The sequence below is a fragment of the Streptomyces sp. CB02009 genome (assembly GCF_001905825.1).
GTDB lineage: Bacteria > Actinomycetota > Actinomycetes > Streptomycetales > Streptomycetaceae > Streptomyces.
The window spans coordinates 19057-37312 of sequence record NZ_LIVV01000017.1 but is presented as its reverse complement, the minus strand read 5'-3'; the positions used below and the strand labels follow the sequence as shown (position 1 = coordinate 37312).

The following is an 18256-nucleotide window of genomic DNA, read 5'->3' as shown; positions in this document are numbered from 1 at the left end:
GCTGTGGACCTGATGGTAGCCAGCAGTGACGTACCTCAACGGTGAACCTCGGCATCTGTCATTCAGCGAAGTCGCCGCTCGCACCGCCACCATCGACGAACGAAATCCATGACCGGGGTGAAACTCCCTGGCCGCAGCCCTGCGTCGCCATTTACGCTCCGCGCATGCGCAGCGTCTACGTGTTCCCCGCTGGGGAGTCGACCACGACAGCCGCACGGCTTGACCGGCTGACGCCCGGCAAGAGCGGATACTGGACGGACGGGAAGCTCTCCATCGACCTCGAGGACGAGCAGGACGGTCACCTGTTCGCCGGCTGGAATCCCGAGGATGTAGGCCTGCTGGACTCCGCGCTCGACCATCGTCCGACCTGGTACCTGTTGGTCAGCGTCTCCAGCCACATCGACGGTACTGCCGAGATGCGCAACCTCCTGTCACACATCCTCGAATCCGGCGGCGTCGCCATCGACGACTACTCCGACCACTGCTGGACGCTCGAAGAGATAGACACCGAGTGCAAGATCGACGATCTGGGCTTCGCCGACTTCCGCACCCACGCCGCACGGCACGGCCACCGCCCTGGACTATCGCTCGCGCAACTCCAGTGAAACAGCACTAGAGCGTGTCCGATCAGCGTGGGGCGGGGTGATCTTTCGGACGACGAGTGGGCTCAGCTGCAGCCGTGCCTTCCAAGGAACCATGGGAGGGGCGGGCGCTGGCGGTGCCATCGCCAAGTGATCAACGGCATTCTCTTCCGGCAGCGCACCGGCTTGCCCTGGAGGGACCTGCCGTCTCGTTTCGGGAGCTGGAAGACGGTCCATGACCGTCATCGCCGGTGGTCGGCGGACGGAACCTGGGAGAAGGTCCTGCGGGCGATTCAGGCCGAGGCCGACGCTGAAGGCCGGATCGACTGGAGCATGGTGAGCGTCGACTCCACCTCCTGCCGCGTCCATCATCACGCAGCAGGTGCTCGCTCGAGCCCGCCGAAGATCCCCGGACGGCGAAGCAAGCCGGCTCGTCACCGATCGGACGAGGCCCTGGGCCGTTCACGGGGCGGGCTGACTTGCAAGATCCACCTGGCTGGTGAGGGCGGGCGGCGCCCGCTCGCCTTTGTCATCACGCCGGGGCAATGGGGTGACGCCCCGCAGATGATTCCGGTGCTTGAGCAGATCCGGGTACCTCGACCGGCTGGCGGGCGCCCGCGCACCCGACCCGATCACCTCGGCGGAGACAAAGCCTATTCGTCTCGCCGCAACCGCTGTTACCTGCGGCAACGCCAGATCAAGCACACCATTCCGGAGCCGCGGGACCAGCGCGCCAATCGCCGGCGTCGAGGCAGCAGGGGCGGTCGGCCGACCGGCTTCGACCCAAGAATTTACCGTCGCCGCAACGAAGTCGAGCGAACCATCAACCGGCTCAAGAGCTTCCGGGCTGTTGCGACCCGATACGACAAGAGGGCCTACGTCTTCCACGGCACGGTCGCCGTCGCAGCAATCAGACTGTGGCTCCTCCCGTGAACCGCAGCCAGGCCGCTTCGGATTCCCCGTGATCTACCGCATCACTGGACGGTTGGCGGATGTGTACTCGTCCGCGATGCTGAAGACGCTGGCGCAATTCGGACATTCCGCCTTGCCGAACAGATGGGCAATGCCGATAGTGAATACCTCCTGCCCATCGCGGACAGCGATCTGATGCATCCACCGGCCGGTTCCGTTGAGTTCCTCTGCGACGGCCGGGCGCAGGTTTCGCCGGACCTCCTCACCTCCGACCCACACCTGCGAGTAGTACCCGAAGCCGCCGATGACGATCATCACTGCCACGCCACAGTGGGGGCAGTCCACGTGATTGATGTCGTCCGTGAAGCCCTCCAAGGCGTTCGCCCAGTGGTACTCCTCTTCGACCGCGAGCAGGGCACGAAAGGACACCAGGTAGTCAGTTGGCCGCGACCGCAGGTGCCGGTCCAACACCTTACGGAACTCCTTGATCGCATCTGCGCAGTCCGCCAGCAGATCGTCGCAGCCGTGCTGCCCAGCCGCCCGCTCAAGGATCCAACCGGCCAGGCTGCGCGCCTCCGCACTGCGTGGCGCGATGCGCACCAAGTCAGGCAGAGCAGCGAAACTGGCCGGGGACACCAGGTCGTGCTCAAGGATGAGTCGGTATCCCAACTCCTTCCACGCTTCTGCGTCGTCCTCGTGCTCCACCCGTTCCAAGAGTTTCGGAACGCGATCGACATCGAACCAGCAATCACGCATCTGTGCCCAGTCCACCACCTGAGTATTGAACCCTCCCAAGGCAATGAGAGGCGCCTCGGGACCCATCGGACAGGACCTAAGCATGTTCGACCACGTCGTCGGGCTGCGGCCCGAGGAAGCGGCGCTATGGACTGCACTCGTCGAGCGGTCTGGTGCTCCGCGCAGTCCTGCCCGGAGTACCCGGGGCAGCTCGCTCCGGGCGCCGAGCGTGGCTGGGCTCACGCACCTCAACCACCTCTTGGACTGAATGCCGCCTACCGGGCCTTTCTGTCCGCCGGCCAGAGTCTGCCCTGGGCGCTTAGCCGCCGACGTGGATGCCGGGGCGGCGGGTGGGGTCGGGTTCGTGTTTGCGGATGATCTCGCGGGTGACGGGGGCAGTGTCGCCGCGGCCGAGGAGGAAGTAGCGGAACATGTGGAGGAGGGGGCTGCCTTCGGCCCAGGCGAAGTAGCAGTGCGGCTTGACGCCGGTGGTGTCGCGCAGGGCGAGGAGTATCGCCGCGATGGCATTGGGCGCGGCCGGGGCCTCGGCCCGCAGGATCCGGTACCCGTCGACCTCCCTGCCATGGACAGCAAGGACCTCACTGAAGTCGGACGGGTCGACGACGTCGATCTCCAAGAACAGCACATCGGCCGGTCCGGGGACCGGGTTCGTGCCGCGCTGCTCGCGTTCCTTGTCGCGGTACTCGGCCTCGTCGCCGGCCTGGCGGCGGTTGGCGATGATGTTGATGGCGTTGTCGTGGGCCAGGGTGTCGGCGATGAACCGGCGGGCTGCCTCGTCAAAGACGATGCGGTCCGCCCGTAGCTCGGTGGTGCGCGACACGCGGGAAATCAGGGATACAGCGATGATGCCGGCGATGAAGAAGCCGGAGATGGTGATGCCGTCGGGCTTGTCGACGATGTTGTAGACCAGGGCGTAGAGCAGCACCAGGGTGAGCAGGGCGAACCCGGCGGCGACCATGCGTCGGCCGCTGCGTGCAACGGAGACGGTGACGGCGAAGGCTCCGGAGACCATCATGGCCAGGATTCCGGTGGCGTACGCGCCGGCCTGGGCGTCGACGTCGGCGTCGAAGGCGATGGTGATCAGGATGCACAGCACCGTGTAGACGAGCACGACTGGCCGTACCGCGCGGCCCCATTCGGGGGCCATGCCGTAGTCGGGCAGGTAGCGGGGCACGATGTTGATCAGGCCGGCCATGGCGGACGCGCCGGCGAACCACAGGATGAGGATCGTGCTGATGTCGTAGACGGTGCCGAACGCTTCCCCTACGTGCTCGTGGGCGAGCCAGGCCAGGGCACGGCCGTTGGCCGCGCCACCGGGCCGGAACTCGTCTTCGGGGATGAGGACGGTAGTGACGAAGCTGGAAGCGAGCAGGTAGACGCTCATGATCAGCGCGGCGGTGGTCAGCAGTCTGTGGGTGTTGCGAATGCGAGAGCGCAGCCGTTCCTCGTCGCCTGCGCCGTCGGCTGCCACCAGGGGCATCATGCTCACGCCGGTCTCGAAGCCGGACAGACCGAGCACGAGCAGCGGGAACGCGAGCAGCGCGGGCGTCATCAGGTCGCCGAAGCCGGCGCCGCCTTCGACAAGTGCGTCGGTCCATGCGGAGAACGCGCCCGGAGTGGTGATGACGTGAGCCAGGCCGACGGCGATGACGACGGCGTTGAGTGCCAGGAAGATCGCGACCAGCGGAATGGCGACGCTGACCGCTTCGCTGAAGCCGAGCAGGAACACGCCTCCAAGGACCAGCAGCAGTGCCACGGTGAGCGCCACCTCGTGGCCGTGCAGGGCCTGAGGAAAGAAGGGGTTCTCCACCACGTGGACGGAGGCGTCCGCGGTCGACAGGGTGATGGTGATGATCCACGACGTGGCGACGAAACCGAGCAGGACCAGCACGAACAGCTTGCCCCACCAAAACGGCAGCAGGTCCTCCAGCATCGCCACCGACCCAGCGCCGTGCGGGCTCTCCTTGGCCACCCGCCGGTACATCGGCAGCATTCCTAGCAGGGTCAGGGCCACGATCAGCAACGTGGCCAGTGGTGAGACAGCGCCCGCCGCGAGCGCGGCGATGGCCGGCACGTAGGCGAGGCTGGAGAAGTAGTCGACACCGGTCAGGCACATCACCTTCCACCAGGCGTGCCGTTCGGTGTGACCCTCACCAGCCTCCGGCTTCACGGGCTGCACCTGGTGGCGCAGCATCCAGCGGGCCAGCCGCCCGGCCGACTGCGTCCGCAGCGCGGGGCTCTCGACCACCTCCGGCACCGCACCCAGGCCGTTCGCGTCCCTCATGTCTCCCATCGACCTTCCTTGCTCCAGCCCTCAGGCCCGGCGGTCACCGCACACGCGACAACGCGATCACCGAGTATGAGACCTCCCAGCAGCGCTCCGCGGCCGCCGAATCCGATGCCGCCCCTGCCCTCGCAGCAACTCGTGAGAAGCCAAAGGACATCTGGACAGAGCTACCACGAGGCGGAAGCCAAGCGCCTTGCACCAGCGCGAAAGCCCACGAGCCCCCTACCGCGGAGCCGGGCCAAGCCGTTCTCTCAAGAGCGACACCTTGGCCGCCGTGGCGCACATCCGTAGGGACACCGCCTCGCTCGGCACCCTAGAAGGCCTTCCCACCAGGGCATTAACCCCGCGCAGGACTAGGACGACGGACCAGGTCGAGGGCGACAGCTGCCACGAACAGCCACGCCCCGATCCCCAGCAGCCACAGAGCGCCAAAGGCGGCGCCCCGCGCGATCAGGCACACGCCGATCACGGCCATGCCGTACACCGCACGCCCGTGCCCCACGGTTGGGACCCCAGATATCAGCCACATCAGGAGGGTCCCGGCGCCCACCATCGCACCGGCCCGTTGCGCAATTCCTAGCGCGTTCTTAACGACACGCTCCCCAAAGCCTGTCTGGATCGCGAGCAGCGGCGCGACGAACCAGCAAAGGAATCCGTGCCGGATGGAGCCCACGGGGCGCCGAGCCGTAGTCACCACTGGCCGGGTCCTGCTCGCTACCTGGCGCTGGAAGCCCCTCAGGGCCTGCCTGCCGGCCGCCCGCAGGCCTCTACGGTGAGTCGTGGGGAGGTCGAGCCGACTGGTACTTGACCCGCTCCCCGTGCGCCCCCGCATCCAGTGATCCCCGGTGCGGGGACGCAATACGTTCCGAGGCCGGGGAGCGCTACGGGGCGGGCGCGTGGACGATGGCGGTGGTCTCGCAGGCCTCGGCGTACACCTTCAGCGCGTCGGCCTCGCGCTGGTCGGCGGTGAGGCCCCAGCGGAGCTTGGTGGCGACCTACTCGGAGATATAGCGGCAGTGCGCGTTGGTGAGGGGCGGCATCCACTCGGCCGGGTCCTGGTCGCTCTTGGAACGGTTCGACCGTGCGGTGACCGCGACCAGGGACGTGGCGGCGTCCCGGTCGTTGGCGTAGGCCTCCCGCCGCCGGCCGTCCAGGCGCTCGCTCCAGCTGGCGGGGAGCGTCATTCGAAGTGTGCGGTATTCCGGGTGGTGCTCCCGCTTGCCGGGAGCCGGCCGACCCCACTACCTGGCGGAGTTGCGTGGGGCTATTAGGTTGGATTCGTAGGCGAGGATCACAAGCTGGGCGCGGTCGCGGGCGTGGAGCTTGGTCATGGCCCGGTTGACGTGGGTTTTCGCGGTCAGCGGGCTGATCACCATGCGGTCCGCGATCTCGTCGTTGGACAGGCCCTGTGCGACCAGTACGACGGCTTCGCGTTCGCGGCTGGTCAGTTCTTCCAGCGCGGGCCTTGTGGTGCTGGGGAGCGGCTGGCTGACGTACCGGTTGATGAGCTTGCGGGTGATCGAGGGTGCGAGAAGGGCGTCGCCGCGGGCGGCGACGCGGACGGCGTGCAGGAAGTCCTCCGGCTCGATGTCCTTGACGAGGAATCCGGCGGCGCCAGCGGACAGGGCGTTGAAGACGTATTCGTCCATGCCGTAGTTGGTGAGGATGACGACGTGGACGCCCGCTAGTTCCGGGTGGGCTGCGATGCGGCGGGTCGTCTCGATACCGTCGAGGACCGGCATCTGGATGTCGATGAGGGCGACGTCGGGCAGGTGTTCTCCGGCGAGCGCCAGGCCCTCCTGGCCGTTGGCGGCTTCGGCCACGACCTCGATGTCGTCTTCGAGGTCGAGGAACGCGCGGAATCCGCTGCGGATGAGCGGCTGGTCGTCGACCAGCAGGACACGGATCACGAGGCCGTCTCCATGGGGAGCTCGGCCCGGACGGTGAAGCCGCCCTCGCGGCGCGGTGCTGCCCGGAGCCGGCCGCCGAGGACAGTGACGCGTTCGCGCATCCCGAGCAGTCCGATGCCGGGCACCGGGGTGTTGTCCGGCGTGGCCTTGCCGTCGTCATCCACCTGCAGGGCGACGGTGTCCGGGCGGTAGTCGATGTGGACCGATGCCGTGGTGGCTTCCGCGTGGCGGGCGATGTTGGTGAGGGACTCCTGGACGATCCGGTAGAGGGTGCGGCCCACCGCGGCCGGTACGTCGTGTTGCCGACCCTGGATCGTCAGCGTCGCCTGCAGACCGGTCCTGCTGGCCCGTTCCACCAGTTCGGGGATGTGGTCGAGGCCGTGCGGTGGGGTGGTGTCGTCGTCGCGCAACGCCTCCAGAGTGGCGCGGAGTTCGCGGGATGCCTCCCGGCCGGCCTCCCGGATGGCCAGCAGGGCCTCCGGGACTTCTTCGCCCCGCTTGCGGGCCACATGCACGGCCGCTTCGGACTGCACCTTGATCACCGAGATCTGGTGGGTGAGCGAATCGTGCAGCTCCCGCGCGATGTGCAGCCGCTCCTCATCGGCGCGGCGCCGTGCGGTCTCCTCTCGGGTGCGTTCGGCTTCGTCGGCCCGGCGTTCGGCCTGCCGGAGGGCTTCGCCGGCGGCGCCGGCAGCGATGAGCCAGGCGATTTGGAGGGCGCCGCGGGCCTGCGCGAACGCCTCGCCCGTGTCGTGCAGGCCCGCGGCGAGGGCCGCGAGGGGGAGCGCGGCCAGCACGGCCACGCTCACCGCCACCGTGACGACGCGGTGCCCCGCCCGCATGGCCGCGTACACCGCGAAAAGGAATGCGACGGCAGCCACATCGAACCCTGCCGCCTGGTACCCCACCGCGCACAGCCCGGTGACGGCCAGGACAGCAACCGGCGCCCGGCGCCCGGCCGCCAGCGCCAGGCCGCCCACCGCCAACAGCACGTAGCCGAGCAGGCCGAGGCCGGTGGCGGAGTGCTGCCCGGACAGCCCTGTGACCAGCAGCGCCGCCGCCACGCCTACGGCGATCAGCCAGTCTCTGACACCGACCCGAATGCGGAACCGTCCTTTGCTCATGCGCGCACCGTAGCCGGAGGCTGCGGCAGGCGAATCCCGCTCGCGGACGAGCGGCCGGCTACCACGCCCGCAGTAGCTCCGCGGCACCTGCCGCGTCCGTGGTACTGCGAAGTGACGGCGCCTGCCGGACGACCTGCCACGGTCCGGCCGACATGCTCGAACCACATCCAGTCGTGGGAAGAGAAGGAGCACCATGATGCCTGTTCGTCGCCTGTTCGCCGCCTCCGCGACCGCCCTGTTCGCCGGGCTCGGTCTTGCCACACCAGCGGCAGCGCACGCCTCGGTCCAGCCCTTCGCAGCCAGCGTCACGGACTTCAGCCTCGGGCGGCTCGGAGCCACCACCGGCGGGCTGCTGGGGCTGGCCGCCGTGATCGTCGCTGTGCTGGCGGTGAGACGACCCGCCGGTCGTCTCGGCACTGCCAACGGGACGCTTGGGGCCAAGGCGGCCGTGGTCGCGGGGCTGATCGCCATGGCCCTCGGCGGGCTAGTCGCGGCCACCGCTGACGGCGGTCTCGGCACCGGCAACGGGCTGGGCGGAGCATACGTGGCCCTGCTGCTGGGGCTGGCCGGCACTGCGCTGGGCGGGCGGGCTCTGACACGCTCCCGCCGCACCCGTTGACGCCAGGCGATCCGCGTTCTGCCGCGGTCACGCCCTGCGGGCGGTCACCGCGCGACGTACCGCATACGCGGCGGCGCCGGAGATCACCGATGAGGCCGTGAGAGCGAAGGCGAGGACGAGCAGCCGGTCAGCCCGACGACGGGATGATCCTGCCGGTCGGCCCTCTTGCGGGGTAAGGGTCCAGACGGAGGCGTTGGCGATAGCGTAGTAGACGAGCACCCGCCGGTTCCGGCACACCAAGGCCACCAGCCTGCTCGACGCTGGGGTCCCCCTGCACGTCGTCCAGCGCTACTTCGTCCACCTGTCCCCGGCCACGTTGATGCACTACGCGCAGACCCTCGCCACCACCCACGAGCGGGAGTTCCTGCGCTACCGGAAGATCACCGCCGACGCCCGGGAGCTGGCCACCGACCCGCGCGACCTCTACGACATGCTGGAGTTCGACAAGCGCATCGACCGCATCCGCCCAACGGACTGTGTCTGTTGCCGCCCCGTCAGGCATGCGCGAAGGGCAACCTGCCTGACCTGCGACAAGTTCGCCACAGACGCCACCTACCTGCCCGACCTCACCGCCCAGCAACAATGCACCGCCCAACTCATCGACGAACGGCAGAACGCGTTTACCGCCCGGACCGGACAGCCGATGAGCGAGGAAAACGTCTGGCTCGCAGGGCGCCGCCAGGAACAGGACGCCCTCGGACGCATCATCCTCAAGCTGGAACAGACGCGCCTCGTCGACGGGTCGCCCCAGGCCGTCCGCGGTGCCGGCGTCGACGCCCGCACCGACGCGATCACCCGCAGCCAGGACGGGAGCTGACCGGCATGCGCGGCAACCCCCGACAGACTCCGCCGGGCTGCCGCCCGCAAGAGCGCCGCGGCCCAGGCCCGTGCCGAGAAGGGCCTGCGCGATGATCCGCCGCGGACAGCCCATCACCTTCCGCGGCCTCGCCCAGAGCGCCGATGTCTCGCTCGACTTCCTCTACCGCTGAACCGAACTCCGCCGATGGGTTGAGCAACTGAGAGGCCAGCAGCGGAGCCACCCGCCCCAGCTAGTCATGCCGCCGCCCGACGACTCGCCCAGCAGCGTCGTGCACACCCTCACTGCCCAGCTCGCCGTGCTCAAACGGCGCCACTGTGATGGGGCCAGGCCCTGCGGCAGGCTCTGCAAGCTTCCCAGAGCGAGAACCTCGAGCTGCGACGGCGCCGCGGCCCCGGCGCAAACCGTCACCGGTAATCCAGTCGCCAGGACCAGTCCCGTTCGGCAGACTCCACCCAGTGGACCAAGTAACGAAGATCGCGAACCAGCTGGCCGGCGTCGGCGGCGTCGTGGCGGTCTGCCTCGGCGGCAGCCGGGCCCGCGGCACGCATCGGCCCGACTCCGACTTCGATCTTGGCCTCTACTACCGCCCTCCGCTGGACACCGCCGCCTTGCGCCTGCTCGCCACCGAGCTGACCGGCGGCGCAGTCGAGGTGACCGAGCCGGGCGGGTGGGGTCCCTGGGTCGACGGCGGTGGCTGGCTGACCGTCGACGGGGCACACATCGACTGGATCTACCGCGACCTGGACCGCGTGCACCGGACCTGGCAGCAGTGCCAGGCCGGGCACTTCGAAGTAGGCACCCAGGCAGGCCACCCGCTCGGGGTCTACTCGCACGCCTACGCCGGAGAGGTGGCCCTCGGACGCATCCTCGCAGACCCCACCGGTGAACTGGCCGCCTTGAAGGAGCAGATCCGGGCCTCATACCCGCAGCCGCTACGTGAGTCGCTGGTCGCCAACGCCCGTTGGGAGGTGCCGTTCACTTTGTCCATCGCCCGCAAAGGAGTGACCAGGGGCGACGCCTTCTACATCGCCGGCTGCCTGTTCCGCGTGGTGGGAATCCTCGTGCACGCCCTGCACGCCCAAGCCGGGTGCTGGGTGCTCAACGAGAAGGGAGCCCTCCAGGCGGCAGCGCAGCCTCCAACCGCTCCGGCTAACTTCTCCGCACGCGCCCACGCCCTGTTCGGCGCACTCGGCGCCACCCCAGACGAGCTCACCGCCGCGATCGACGACGCGGAACAGCTGGCCGCCGATGTCTTGGACAACCTCTCTCCGGGGTGACGAGGCGCCCTGTCACGGCGCGACTGCAAGTGCTCTACCTGCGTAAGTACGGCCCGCTCACCGTTAGCCCCGGATGCCCTGTAAACCACCGTTACCTGGACGCCGCTGCCGAGTAGCTGCGCGCCCTGCCCGCAGATACCAAGGCGGACACGGGTTCCGGTCCCAGTCAGCGGCCGGGCCTTCGGCGTGCGGGAGCTCGATGCCGCCGGTTTGCGCTCCCGCCTGCAGCCGGATTCGCCCCCGGCCCGTCCCGCGAGTCGGCGTCGGCGTCGGGGTCTGGTGGGTCGGTCGTCGCGGCGCGGAGTTGGCCCCGGCTGCCAGGTGCGAGCCGTCCCTCTGCCGCCGGGTTCGGCAGGCGGGGACTTCGTTGCCGCCCCGCGTCTGTGGATTCCGGATGCCACCGGATTTGCCGCGGTCGGGAGGGCGCGTGAAGCGAGATCGATCGAGCATCGCTGACCGGCCCCGTCAGCTCGTGCGAGTCATCCGCGGGGTCGGTCAGCCTTCGTAGGTTCCTCGGACGATGCTGTCGCCGGAGTGGTCGGGTTTGCCGTTGTATGGCTGGACGGAGACGTCCACGACGGAGTACTCGCGGAGGTCGATGTTGTCGGGGACCGGCAGGACGGCACGGCCGTCGGGGCCCAGCACCCCCATGGAGACGAGTTTGGTGTGGCTGTTGTCCATGAGCCAGACCTCGAAGTAGCCACTGCTGCGGGGCAGGCCCTTGACAGTGATCTCCAGTGATCGGCGGCCGCTTCGGTCGGTCATGCTGGCGAAGCCTGCCGAGTTGGCGCGGAGCGATTCCAGGGGCTTGCCTTCGGCAACGACGGGGGCGGTGGAGGATTCGGTGTGGGTCGCCCACCAGGTGATCGTGCTTCCCGCCGCGGCGCCCAGGAGTGCCGTGCAGGCCGCGAGCGCGACAGCGAAGCGCCCGACCCGGCGAGGTGTCCTGGTAATTGGCACACTGACCGGCACGGACTCGCGCGAACGCGGGTTCGGGGTGGTCTCATCAGAGATTCGCAGTTCCGTGGCGATGGAGTCCCACATGTCATCAGGCGGTGCGAGGAGGTCACCGTCAGCGGGTGGGGTGCGCATGGTGGTGACGACACGGCGCAAGGTGTCGAAGTCGAGGCGGCATGCCTCGCATTCGTGCAGGTGGAGAGAGGCCGAGGGGTCGGTCTCCTCTCCGAGCGCCATCATCGTCAGGGTTTCTTCATCGGTGTGCTTCACCGTCCACCTCCAACCGCTTCTTCAGACGCATCAGACCGCGCCGTGTGTGGGTTTTGACCGTTCCGAGCGGGAGTCCGGTGCGCTCGGCGATCTGTGACTGTGACAGGTCTTCGTAGAAGGCCATCCTGAGCACGAGTCGCTGCTGCTCGGTGAGGCTCTCCAGCTCTTGTGTCAGCACGACGTGGTCCACCACGGACTCCGTTGCGGGCGCCGACTGCTCGGCGATGCCTGTGACCGAGGTGAGTGCTTCGACGTCGCGTTGGTTGCGTGATCTGCGAGTGAGCGCGTCAGCGATCTTCTTGTGGGTGATACCCATCAGCCAGGTCTTGAGTGATCCGCGCTTCGGGTCGAAGGTCTTGCGGCTGTTCCAGGCTCCGACGAAGACCTGCTGGGTGACGTCCTTGGCCTCTTCGGCGTCCCCGAGTTTCCGCGAGGCGACGGTGTAGACGAGTGCGCCCCAGCGGCGGTACGCCTCCTTGAGGCAGGGTTCGTCGCCGTCGGCGAACCCCTGGCCCAGTCTGTCGTCAGGCACTGTGGTCACGGCGGCAACACTAGCGGCAAGGACCGGCAGGCCGCCCCACATGGTGGTCACTTCGTTACCTCCACCGCCGTGACGACCAGATTGTTCTGATAACCGCCGCGGTCGGGGAGGTAGGGGCCGGCGCACGTGATCAGGGTCAGTACCGCGGGCCCTTCCCGGTCGTACACGCCCGAGGTCGCCAGGGCCTTCTTGCCAAGGGTGCGGCGAGCGGTGATCTCGTAGGTCACAGAGGTGCCGTCCTCGCGTCCGACCCGTACCTGGTCGCCTCGCTGTACGTTGTTCAGTCCGAACAGGACTCCCAGGCCGAGTCCCTTCGCGTCGACGTGCCCGACGATGACCGAGGAGCCCGGGCCTGTCCCCGGAGCCGGGGAGAAGCGGTACCAGCCCACCCGGTCGGGGTCTTGGGGAACCTGCATCTGCCCGTCCGGGGCCACGCCGACCTGCTCGACGGGAGCCCGAAGGCCGAGGCGGGGAATCGAGAGTTCGAGCGGTGCCGGGCCGGCCGCGCTACCGGCGGACGGGGTGGGCGGCTGCCGTGTGGGTGCTGCTGCGTCGGCCGGTTCTGACCGCGACGCGGCCGTTGCGGTGGGTGGGGGTCCGAAATCCAGCGCAGTGGAGGGGTTGTCGGCGCGGGCCTTGGCCAGGAAGACAGCCGCTGCCGTCAGGATGATGCCGACCAGGGCTGCGGCCAGCCCGAGGATCTTGCGGTGCCGTCGTGCCCCGGCCATGCTCATGTCCAGCCTTTCCGGCCTCTGTCGTCCGCAGCGGTCGCCCGGTGGACGGGCACCGCTGCGGACGACAGAGGCGATCTGAGGGATCCGTTGGGTCAGGCGGCGTTGTTGCGGCGGCGCAGCAGGTGGGCGGAGGCGCCGAGGGCTACCAGAGCGCCGACGGACAGGGCACCCAGGGTGATGCTCTGGTTGTGTTCGGCCGCGGCCAGGCCGGTCTCGCCGGCGGGGACGCCGTGGGGTGCGGAGTGCATGCCGGTGATGCTCTGGGTCTTGAGCGCGAGGTTCTTGTCCGCGGCGCTGCCCCAGGCGTAGACGATGGTGTTGGAGCCCTCGGCCAGGTCCAGCTCGGCCGGGCCGATCGCGACCGTGTCGGTCCCGGCCAGGGCCACGTCGGCCGACACCGTGCCCGCAGCGACCTCGCCCTTGGCCTCCTTCGGGTTCTCCAGGTTCTTGAAGACCACTGTTCCGTCGGCGCGGATGTCGACGGCGGGGGCCGCCGCGACGTGGCGGACGGTGACCCTGGCCTTGCCGGCGGGAACCTTGGAGGTGTCGTTGACGAACGCGTCGAGCGCGGGCTTGCCGTCGGCCGTCAGGTGCGCGACGAGCGTGGCGTTGGCTCCGGCCGGAACCTCGACCGTCTTCTGGATCGCGGGGGTCCCCTTCGGGCCTTCCCCGTCCTTGAAGATCTTGATGTCGTAGGAGCCGGCATCCAGCTTCAGCGGTTCGGTGAGCGTGCCCGGCTTGAAGTCGGGAAGCAGTTCCTTGTCGCCCGCGAACACGTCCACGGTCAGACCGGGGACGGCATGCAGCACCGACACCGTGGCCTGTTCATCCGCATGCTGTGTGTCGGCCACGGCGGGAGCACCAGCGGTGACGGACAGCACGACGGCGACGCCGGCCACGAGAGCCGTACCAGCAGAACGAGCGTTCATGGTGATCATCCCCATCATCTGGTCGAGAAATTCTCGAACTCTGTGTGTGGGGAGGCATTCCGCCGGCCGGTGCCGATCGGTTTCACCCAAGTTCCGGCTCGCTTGGCTGCCTCGGCAACAGGGCGGGAGGGAGACCTGTGGTGTTCGGTGAATCGACCCTGCCGTCCGCCTTTCGCCGTCTGCGGCTCTGCCGACGGCACGGGAGCGTCTCGTGGAGTTCCGGGAAGCGGGGCGCGCAGCAGCAGGTTCCGGGCAACGCCGAGGGCTCCGTACTCTGGGCAGGAGCGGCTCGCCGCCCCCAGCCGGCTCTGCGCCGAGGGCCACGACAGCGAGGACGAGCGTGGCGCCCACTGGCCGAACCCAGCGAATGGCCGGGTCCTGCCCGCTACCTGGCGCTGGACGCCCCTCAGGACCTGTACACGTGTACCCGCGGGCAGATCCCACCCGCACGGGCGAAGAGGCACGACCCCAGGGACGGCGAAACTCCCGCCTGCCTGCCGGGGGTTCGTGGGCGGGTCAGGTTTCGGATCCGCGTCCGGTCCCCGGCAGGGGGGGAGGCGGGGGACCGGACGGGCAGCGGGGAGGCACAGTCATCACCCGGAGCCAGGCGCAACCCTAAGCGCTCACGCAGGAGAGAACGGCATGGCGCGCAGCCCCCGCCATCATTCCGTCCTCGCCTGCCCCCTACCGGACCAGCTCCACCCCCTGCTCGACCTCACCGGAACCGCCCGCCTGTTCCGCGTCACGGGTTGAGACATCTGCCCGCCGTGTGCATGCCGCGTACCACCGTCCGACGCCGTCGCAGCCCCCGGATGCACCAGCGGCGGCGATTCCCCTCATACGTGCGACAGCAGGACCACGAGGGAGTGAGCCGACGTATCCGGCACGACTGCGGGCCGGTTGAGGGGGCGTGACCAACACGAGCAACCCTCCGATACTGTCCACGCCCTCCGCCTCCGGCCTGACCCGGTGCGAGGGAAGCGCGGACGCCGCGCCGCACGGCATAAGCGTCCATTCCTTCGCCGCCTCCGCCGGGGGGACGGTGCGGATCGCGCTGCGCGGTGAGGTCGACCACTGCAGCGCCGGTTCGCTTCGACTGCTGCTGACCGCAGCGCGGAGGATCGGCTACCGCCGCCTCGGCCTGGACACCTCCCTGGTCACCTTCGCCGACTCCGCACTGCTGCGGATCCTGCGCGGCTGGACCGGGCACGGCCGCCGCCTGCGGCTGACCGGGGTGACACCCGCGATGGAGCGACTGCGGGCCGCGGCCTGGGGACCTCCGCCAACCACCGGCAGACGCGCGGACGCAGGGAAGGGGCTGGCCGGGAGGCAGGCATGACCTTCTGCCTCCTGGTCCTCATTCCCAGCCTGATCGCCCTCTCCCTCCTCAACACACACTCCGCTGCTACCCCACGACGACACCGCCGCAGCACCCGCTGGTGCGAGGCGTTGTCGTCAAAGACCCACCGGGTGGCGATTCCGCCTCACTGCCTCACTAGTGCGTCGGTGCGGAGAAGATGAGCCGGGTTTCCGTGTTGCGGTATCCGGCGCGGGTGAATGCCGCTGCCATGGGTTGGTTGCCGAGGTCGGTTGTGGCGGTGATGCGTTCGGCACCGTCCGCGGCCTGGAAGCGGGTGATGGCTGCGAGGATCTCGGACACGTAGCCGCGACCGCGTAGTTCTGGCGCGACGCCGAGGTAGCCTACGTTGCGGTTGTACGGGGTAGCCGACGGGATCGCGAGGCCGGCCAGGGTGCCGTCCGCAGTGTGCGCGAGACGCCACCATTCCCGCTTGCCGGGCCGGTCGAGATAGAACTGCAGGCTCTCGCGTGCGGTGGCCTCACGGCCACGAGCTGCCTCGCCTTCCAGGGTGTGAGCGTCGAGCGTGCCCTCCGCGACGCGCAGCATCGCGGCAAGGAAGACGTCGTCGTCGGGTTCCGGGGAGAACACCAGCCGCTCCGATGCGGCGGGCAGCGGCACCTGGGGCGTCCACTCGAACTGCAGGCGCTCCACCTCGACGGTCAGTCCGGCCCGGCGGGCGGCTTCCTGGCGCCAGGACACGGCGGCGACGTACTCAGGATCGTCCCGCCACGCGCCGGGCAGCCGCATGAGGTTGTACAGCGGCGGGGCCTGGGCGCCCACGTCGCGGAAGGCCTGATGCCCCGCGTCCAGGAGCATGGCGCCCAAGGCGGCCTTCTCCGCAGCAGGTACGTCGTCCGCTATCGCCAAGCAGTCGAGCGCGATCGGGAGGGCGCTGTCGCTCTGCCCCCACCACAGAGCACGGGCCAGCACCCGACCGTCCGGGCTCCAGGCGGCCCAGGTCCACTCAGGACGGTACTGCCGCTGGGCGGCCTCCGCTTTGTAGGCGTCGGCGGGCAGACGCCACACGGGTTCCCCCGAAGTGAGGGCAAGGACTTGAACGAGCTCTGTTCCGGCGTGCGAGACAGCGGACAAGCGAGGAGCAGTTCTGCTCGGAGAGGTCATGCACACAACTTTCGGCGCGAGGGGAGCGGTCGGCGACGCGTCGGCGGGCAACCGGTGGATGGGGGAGCGCCCGGGGCCCATAGCGCCGCCGGTCGTCAGCCATGGCCGGCGCACACGGTCACCGGCCCCGGGTGATCTTGCCAAACGCGTACGGGCCGGGCAATGGCAATAGCGCAACGCTGCCGCAGAGACGGAGCGCGTCCTGGTGTGGAGTCCACTGCCGAACGGTCCGGCATCACCCGCAGGCTCTTCCAGGTCCCCGACCTCGGTCCAGGCCATACCGTGTGCGGCCGGGACCAGGCGGCCGTCGGCACCGTCCTGATCAGCAACACCACCGACAGCGGGCATCGCAGCATGCCCATCGGAGTGATCATGATCGGGGGCGAGATCGCCGCCCGCGCACGACATCGTGATCTTGATGGCGACGCATCAGGTCGTCGGTCTTGGCCATGTGGAGGGCGGAGTCGATGACGAAGGCGCGTCCGAAGTCGTACCTTCATTGATCCTGTGGACCCTGGGGGCGACCATCGGGAACTGGGCAAAGAGCCGGTAGTCGACCCCGAATGCCGGTCTGCAGGGCTCTCTGCATTGCCCTTGTGCTCGGGTGAGGGCTGCCACCTGCTTCGATATGTCTCCGACCAGCGCCAGTGCTGACCACGGTCAGGTTGTGGTTGATCGTCGCCGGCGTGAGGGCGCAGGCGGTATGTAGCCTTCCTGTGGCAGCGACCCGTCATGCCCAGGCGTCGCTCCAGGGCCGGACCGCCGAAAGGACCGCGGGCTTCGCAAGGGCGGTTTCTCCGGCGTCGTACTTCACGGGTGGCCCGCGTGAATGGCGAACGTTGGGTCCTTGTGTTCCGCTGGGGCCGTGGGCATCACTCCGCTGCGGCCTCGTCCCGAGGGACCCGATACGGCCGCCAGCATCGCGGCCCCGTCCCTTTCCCCGGGTCTGTCCGGAGACGACTGGTGCCCCAGAAATCCCACGTGCCTTCCTGTGCCAACTGCCCGGATCGGACAGACGGCGAACCGCCGCACGGCGACGTTGCGCGTGAGGATTTCGACGCGATCTACTTTGACTGGTATCCCCATGTGCTGCGCTGGGCCCGACGCCGTTGCATCGATATCCATGACGCCGAGGATGTCGCCCAACAGGTCTTCGTGGAAGTCTGGTTGCATTCCGGAAGGTACTGCCCGCGGCGGGGGAGCCTCGGTCCGTGGCTGCGAGGCATCACGGCTCACAAAGCGGTCGATTCGTCGAATGCGGTGGTGCGCCGTTACGAGGGGTTGCGTCGTCTGGACCGAGGGCCTGCCCCGGAGAGCCCCGACGGCTGCGCGCGTGCGTTCGAACGCCTCGGCCTCGTCGGCCAGATGGCCGCCCTGCCACTCGAACGCCGCGAGGTTCTCTTCCTCGCGTATTACGTGGGACTCACTCAGCCCGAGATCGCAAGGCGTCTGGGACTTCCTCTCGGCACGGTAAAAAGTCACACCAGAAGGGCGCTGCGTTCGCTCTCCTGCATTCTGTCCGAACGGGCATGATGTTCTCCCCTTGCGGAGGTCTAGAAGATGATCACCGCATCCTTGGCCGCGAATGTGCCGACCATTCCGAGCCGTGGATATGTGACCCGTCTGTCCGCAGGTACCCGGTCGGCCTTCAAGTCGAGGGGTGCTGGCTTCGGCAGAAGAAATTGAATCCAAGAGTCGCCAGAGGCGCGAAGTGCTTGGAGAAAGTCCAAAACCCACAGGAGGACTGATGATCGTCAAGAAGCTCCACGACGCTGGGATCAAGAGTGAGCACGCCTACCTTGCTGCGGTGGGCTCGATCGGGCTGTCCCTCTTTTCATGGGTCGCCTCCAACAAGCAAGAGAACCTGGAGAGGGCGGACCGATGGGGAATCTTCGTGGGCGAATGGGCGCCCACCTTCTTCGCGTTGGGTCTCGCCCTGGCCAACTACGAGCGGAACGATCTTGCCTCTGAGGCGACACGCTACAACAGCGATGTGTGAGTACATGATCACGGGCAGCACCTCCCGGTCACCATGCCGGCGTCGGCCACCGTCCCGG

Annotated in this window: 17 protein-coding genes and 2 pseudogenes; 8 read left to right on the top strand and 11 right to left on the bottom strand. The window is 68.6% G+C overall.

Going from position 1 to position 18256, the window contains the following annotated elements:
- Positions 1-164: 164 nt before the first annotated feature.
- Both AMK27_RS39890 and AMK27_RS39885 read left to right on the top strand, forming a co-directional pair.
- Positions 165-605, top strand: a complete 441-nt coding sequence (locus AMK27_RS39890; RefSeq protein ID WP_073919299.1) for a hypothetical protein — start codon at positions 165-167, stop codon at positions 603-605.
- 27 nt (positions 606-632) lie between these two features.
- The gene (locus tag AMK27_RS39885; protein ID WP_073919298.1) at positions 633-1514 is read left to right on the top strand and encodes an IS5 family transposase; all 882 of its coding nucleotides are present in this window, start codon (positions 633-635) and stop codon (positions 1512-1514) included.
- A 33-nt stretch (positions 1515-1547) separates the two neighbouring features.
- Here the strand turns inward: AMK27_RS39885 and AMK27_RS39880 are convergent, their stop codons facing one another.
- The 5 genes and pseudogenes from AMK27_RS39880 to AMK27_RS39855 form a co-directional block, all read right to left on the bottom strand.
- A complete protein-coding gene (locus tag AMK27_RS39880; protein WP_143204948.1) occupies positions 1548-2267 on the bottom strand; it encodes a hypothetical protein in 720 nt (239 codons plus the stop codon).
- Positions 2268-2547: 280 nt separating this feature from the next.
- Positions 2548-4533, bottom strand: a complete 1986-nt coding sequence (locus tag AMK27_RS39875) for an APC family permease (RefSeq protein WP_073919294.1) — start codon at positions 4531-4533, stop codon at positions 2548-2550.
- Between the two features lie 884 nt (positions 4534-5417).
- Positions 5418-5704 (bottom strand): annotated as a pseudogene (locus tag AMK27_RS43990) (HNH endonuclease); the annotation flags it as partial.
- 73 nt (positions 5705-5777) lie between these two features.
- Positions 5778-6446, bottom strand: a complete 669-nt coding sequence (locus tag AMK27_RS39860; protein ID WP_073919291.1) for a response regulator — start codon at positions 6444-6446, stop codon at positions 5778-5780.
- Positions 6443-7570, bottom strand: a complete 1128-nt coding sequence (locus tag AMK27_RS39855) for a sensor histidine kinase (RefSeq protein WP_073919290.1) — start codon at positions 7568-7570, stop codon at positions 6443-6445. Before AMK27_RS39855 ends, AMK27_RS39860 begins: the two co-directional genes overlap by 4 nt.
- Positions 7571-7766: 196 nt before the next feature.
- Here AMK27_RS39855 and AMK27_RS39850 point away from each other — a divergent pair, with 196 nt between their 5' ends.
- Positions 7767-8189, top strand: coding sequence for a DUF6223 family protein (locus AMK27_RS39850; RefSeq protein WP_073919341.1), 423 nt, complete (start codon positions 7767-7769; stop codon positions 8187-8189).
- Between the two features lie 27 nt (positions 8190-8216).
- Here the strand turns inward: AMK27_RS39850 and AMK27_RS43985 are convergent.
- Positions 8217-8408 (bottom strand): annotated as a pseudogene (locus tag AMK27_RS43985) (amino acid permease); the annotation flags it as partial.
- A gap of 100 nt (positions 8409-8508) precedes the next feature.
- On the opposite strand from AMK27_RS43985, the gene AMK27_RS39845 reads away from it, so the two are divergent.
- Positions 8509-9006: a hypothetical protein gene (locus AMK27_RS39845; RefSeq protein ID WP_241847793.1), complete on the top strand. Its 498-nt coding sequence runs from the start codon at positions 8509-8511 to the stop codon at positions 9004-9006.
- Positions 9007-9464: 458 nt separating this feature from the next.
- Positions 9465-10286 carry a nucleotidyltransferase domain-containing protein gene (locus AMK27_RS39840; RefSeq protein WP_073919286.1) on the top strand — a complete coding sequence of 274 codons (822 nt, stop codon included), beginning with the start codon at positions 9465-9467 and terminating at the stop codon, positions 10284-10286.
- Between the two features lie 495 nt (positions 10287-10781).
- On the opposite strand, the gene AMK27_RS39835 is transcribed toward AMK27_RS39840, so the two are convergent.
- The 4 genes from AMK27_RS39835 to AMK27_RS39820 form a co-directional block, all read right to left on the bottom strand.
- A complete protein-coding gene (locus AMK27_RS39835) occupies positions 10782-11513 on the bottom strand; it encodes an anti-sigma factor (RefSeq protein ID WP_143204947.1) in 732 nt (243 codons plus the stop codon).
- Complete coding sequence (locus tag AMK27_RS39830; RefSeq protein WP_073919340.1) at positions 11497-12096, bottom strand: RNA polymerase sigma factor; 600 nt, start codon at positions 12094-12096, stop codon at positions 11497-11499. Before AMK27_RS39830 ends, AMK27_RS39835 begins: the two co-directional genes overlap by 17 nt.
- 5 nt (positions 12097-12101) lie before the next feature.
- Positions 12102-12782 carry a class F sortase gene (locus tag AMK27_RS43980; RefSeq protein ID WP_079188810.1) on the bottom strand — a complete coding sequence of 227 codons (681 nt, stop codon included), beginning with the start codon at positions 12780-12782 and terminating at the stop codon, positions 12102-12104.
- Positions 12783-12880: 98 nt separating this feature from the next.
- The gene (locus AMK27_RS39820) at positions 12881-13717 is read right to left on the bottom strand and encodes a DUF4397 domain-containing protein (RefSeq protein ID WP_073919338.1); all 837 of its coding nucleotides are present in this window, start codon (positions 13715-13717) and stop codon (positions 12881-12883) included.
- 910 nt (positions 13718-14627) lie between these two features.
- Here AMK27_RS39820 and AMK27_RS39815 point away from each other — a divergent pair.
- Entirely contained in the window at positions 14628-15056 is a 429-nt protein-coding gene (locus AMK27_RS39815; protein WP_073919282.1) for an STAS domain-containing protein, read from the top strand.
- 156 nt (positions 15057-15212) lie between these two features.
- Here the strand turns inward: AMK27_RS39815 and AMK27_RS39810 are convergent, their stop codons facing one another.
- On the bottom strand, positions 15213-16103 hold the full coding sequence (locus tag AMK27_RS39810) for a GNAT family N-acetyltransferase (protein WP_241847792.1): 891 nt from the start codon (positions 16101-16103) through the stop codon (positions 15213-15215).
- Positions 16104-17162: 1059 nt separating this feature from the next.
- On the opposite strand from AMK27_RS39810, the gene AMK27_RS39805 reads away from it, so the two are divergent.
- Both AMK27_RS39805 and AMK27_RS39800 read left to right on the top strand, forming a co-directional pair.
- A complete protein-coding gene (locus AMK27_RS39805) occupies positions 17163-17732 on the top strand; it encodes an RNA polymerase sigma factor (RefSeq protein WP_158076972.1) in 570 nt (189 codons plus the stop codon).
- A 214-nt stretch (positions 17733-17946) separates the two neighbouring features.
- Entirely contained in the window at positions 17947-18198 is a 252-nt protein-coding gene (locus tag AMK27_RS39800; protein WP_073919279.1) for a hypothetical protein, read from the top strand.
- Positions 18199-18256 lie beyond the last annotated feature (58 nt).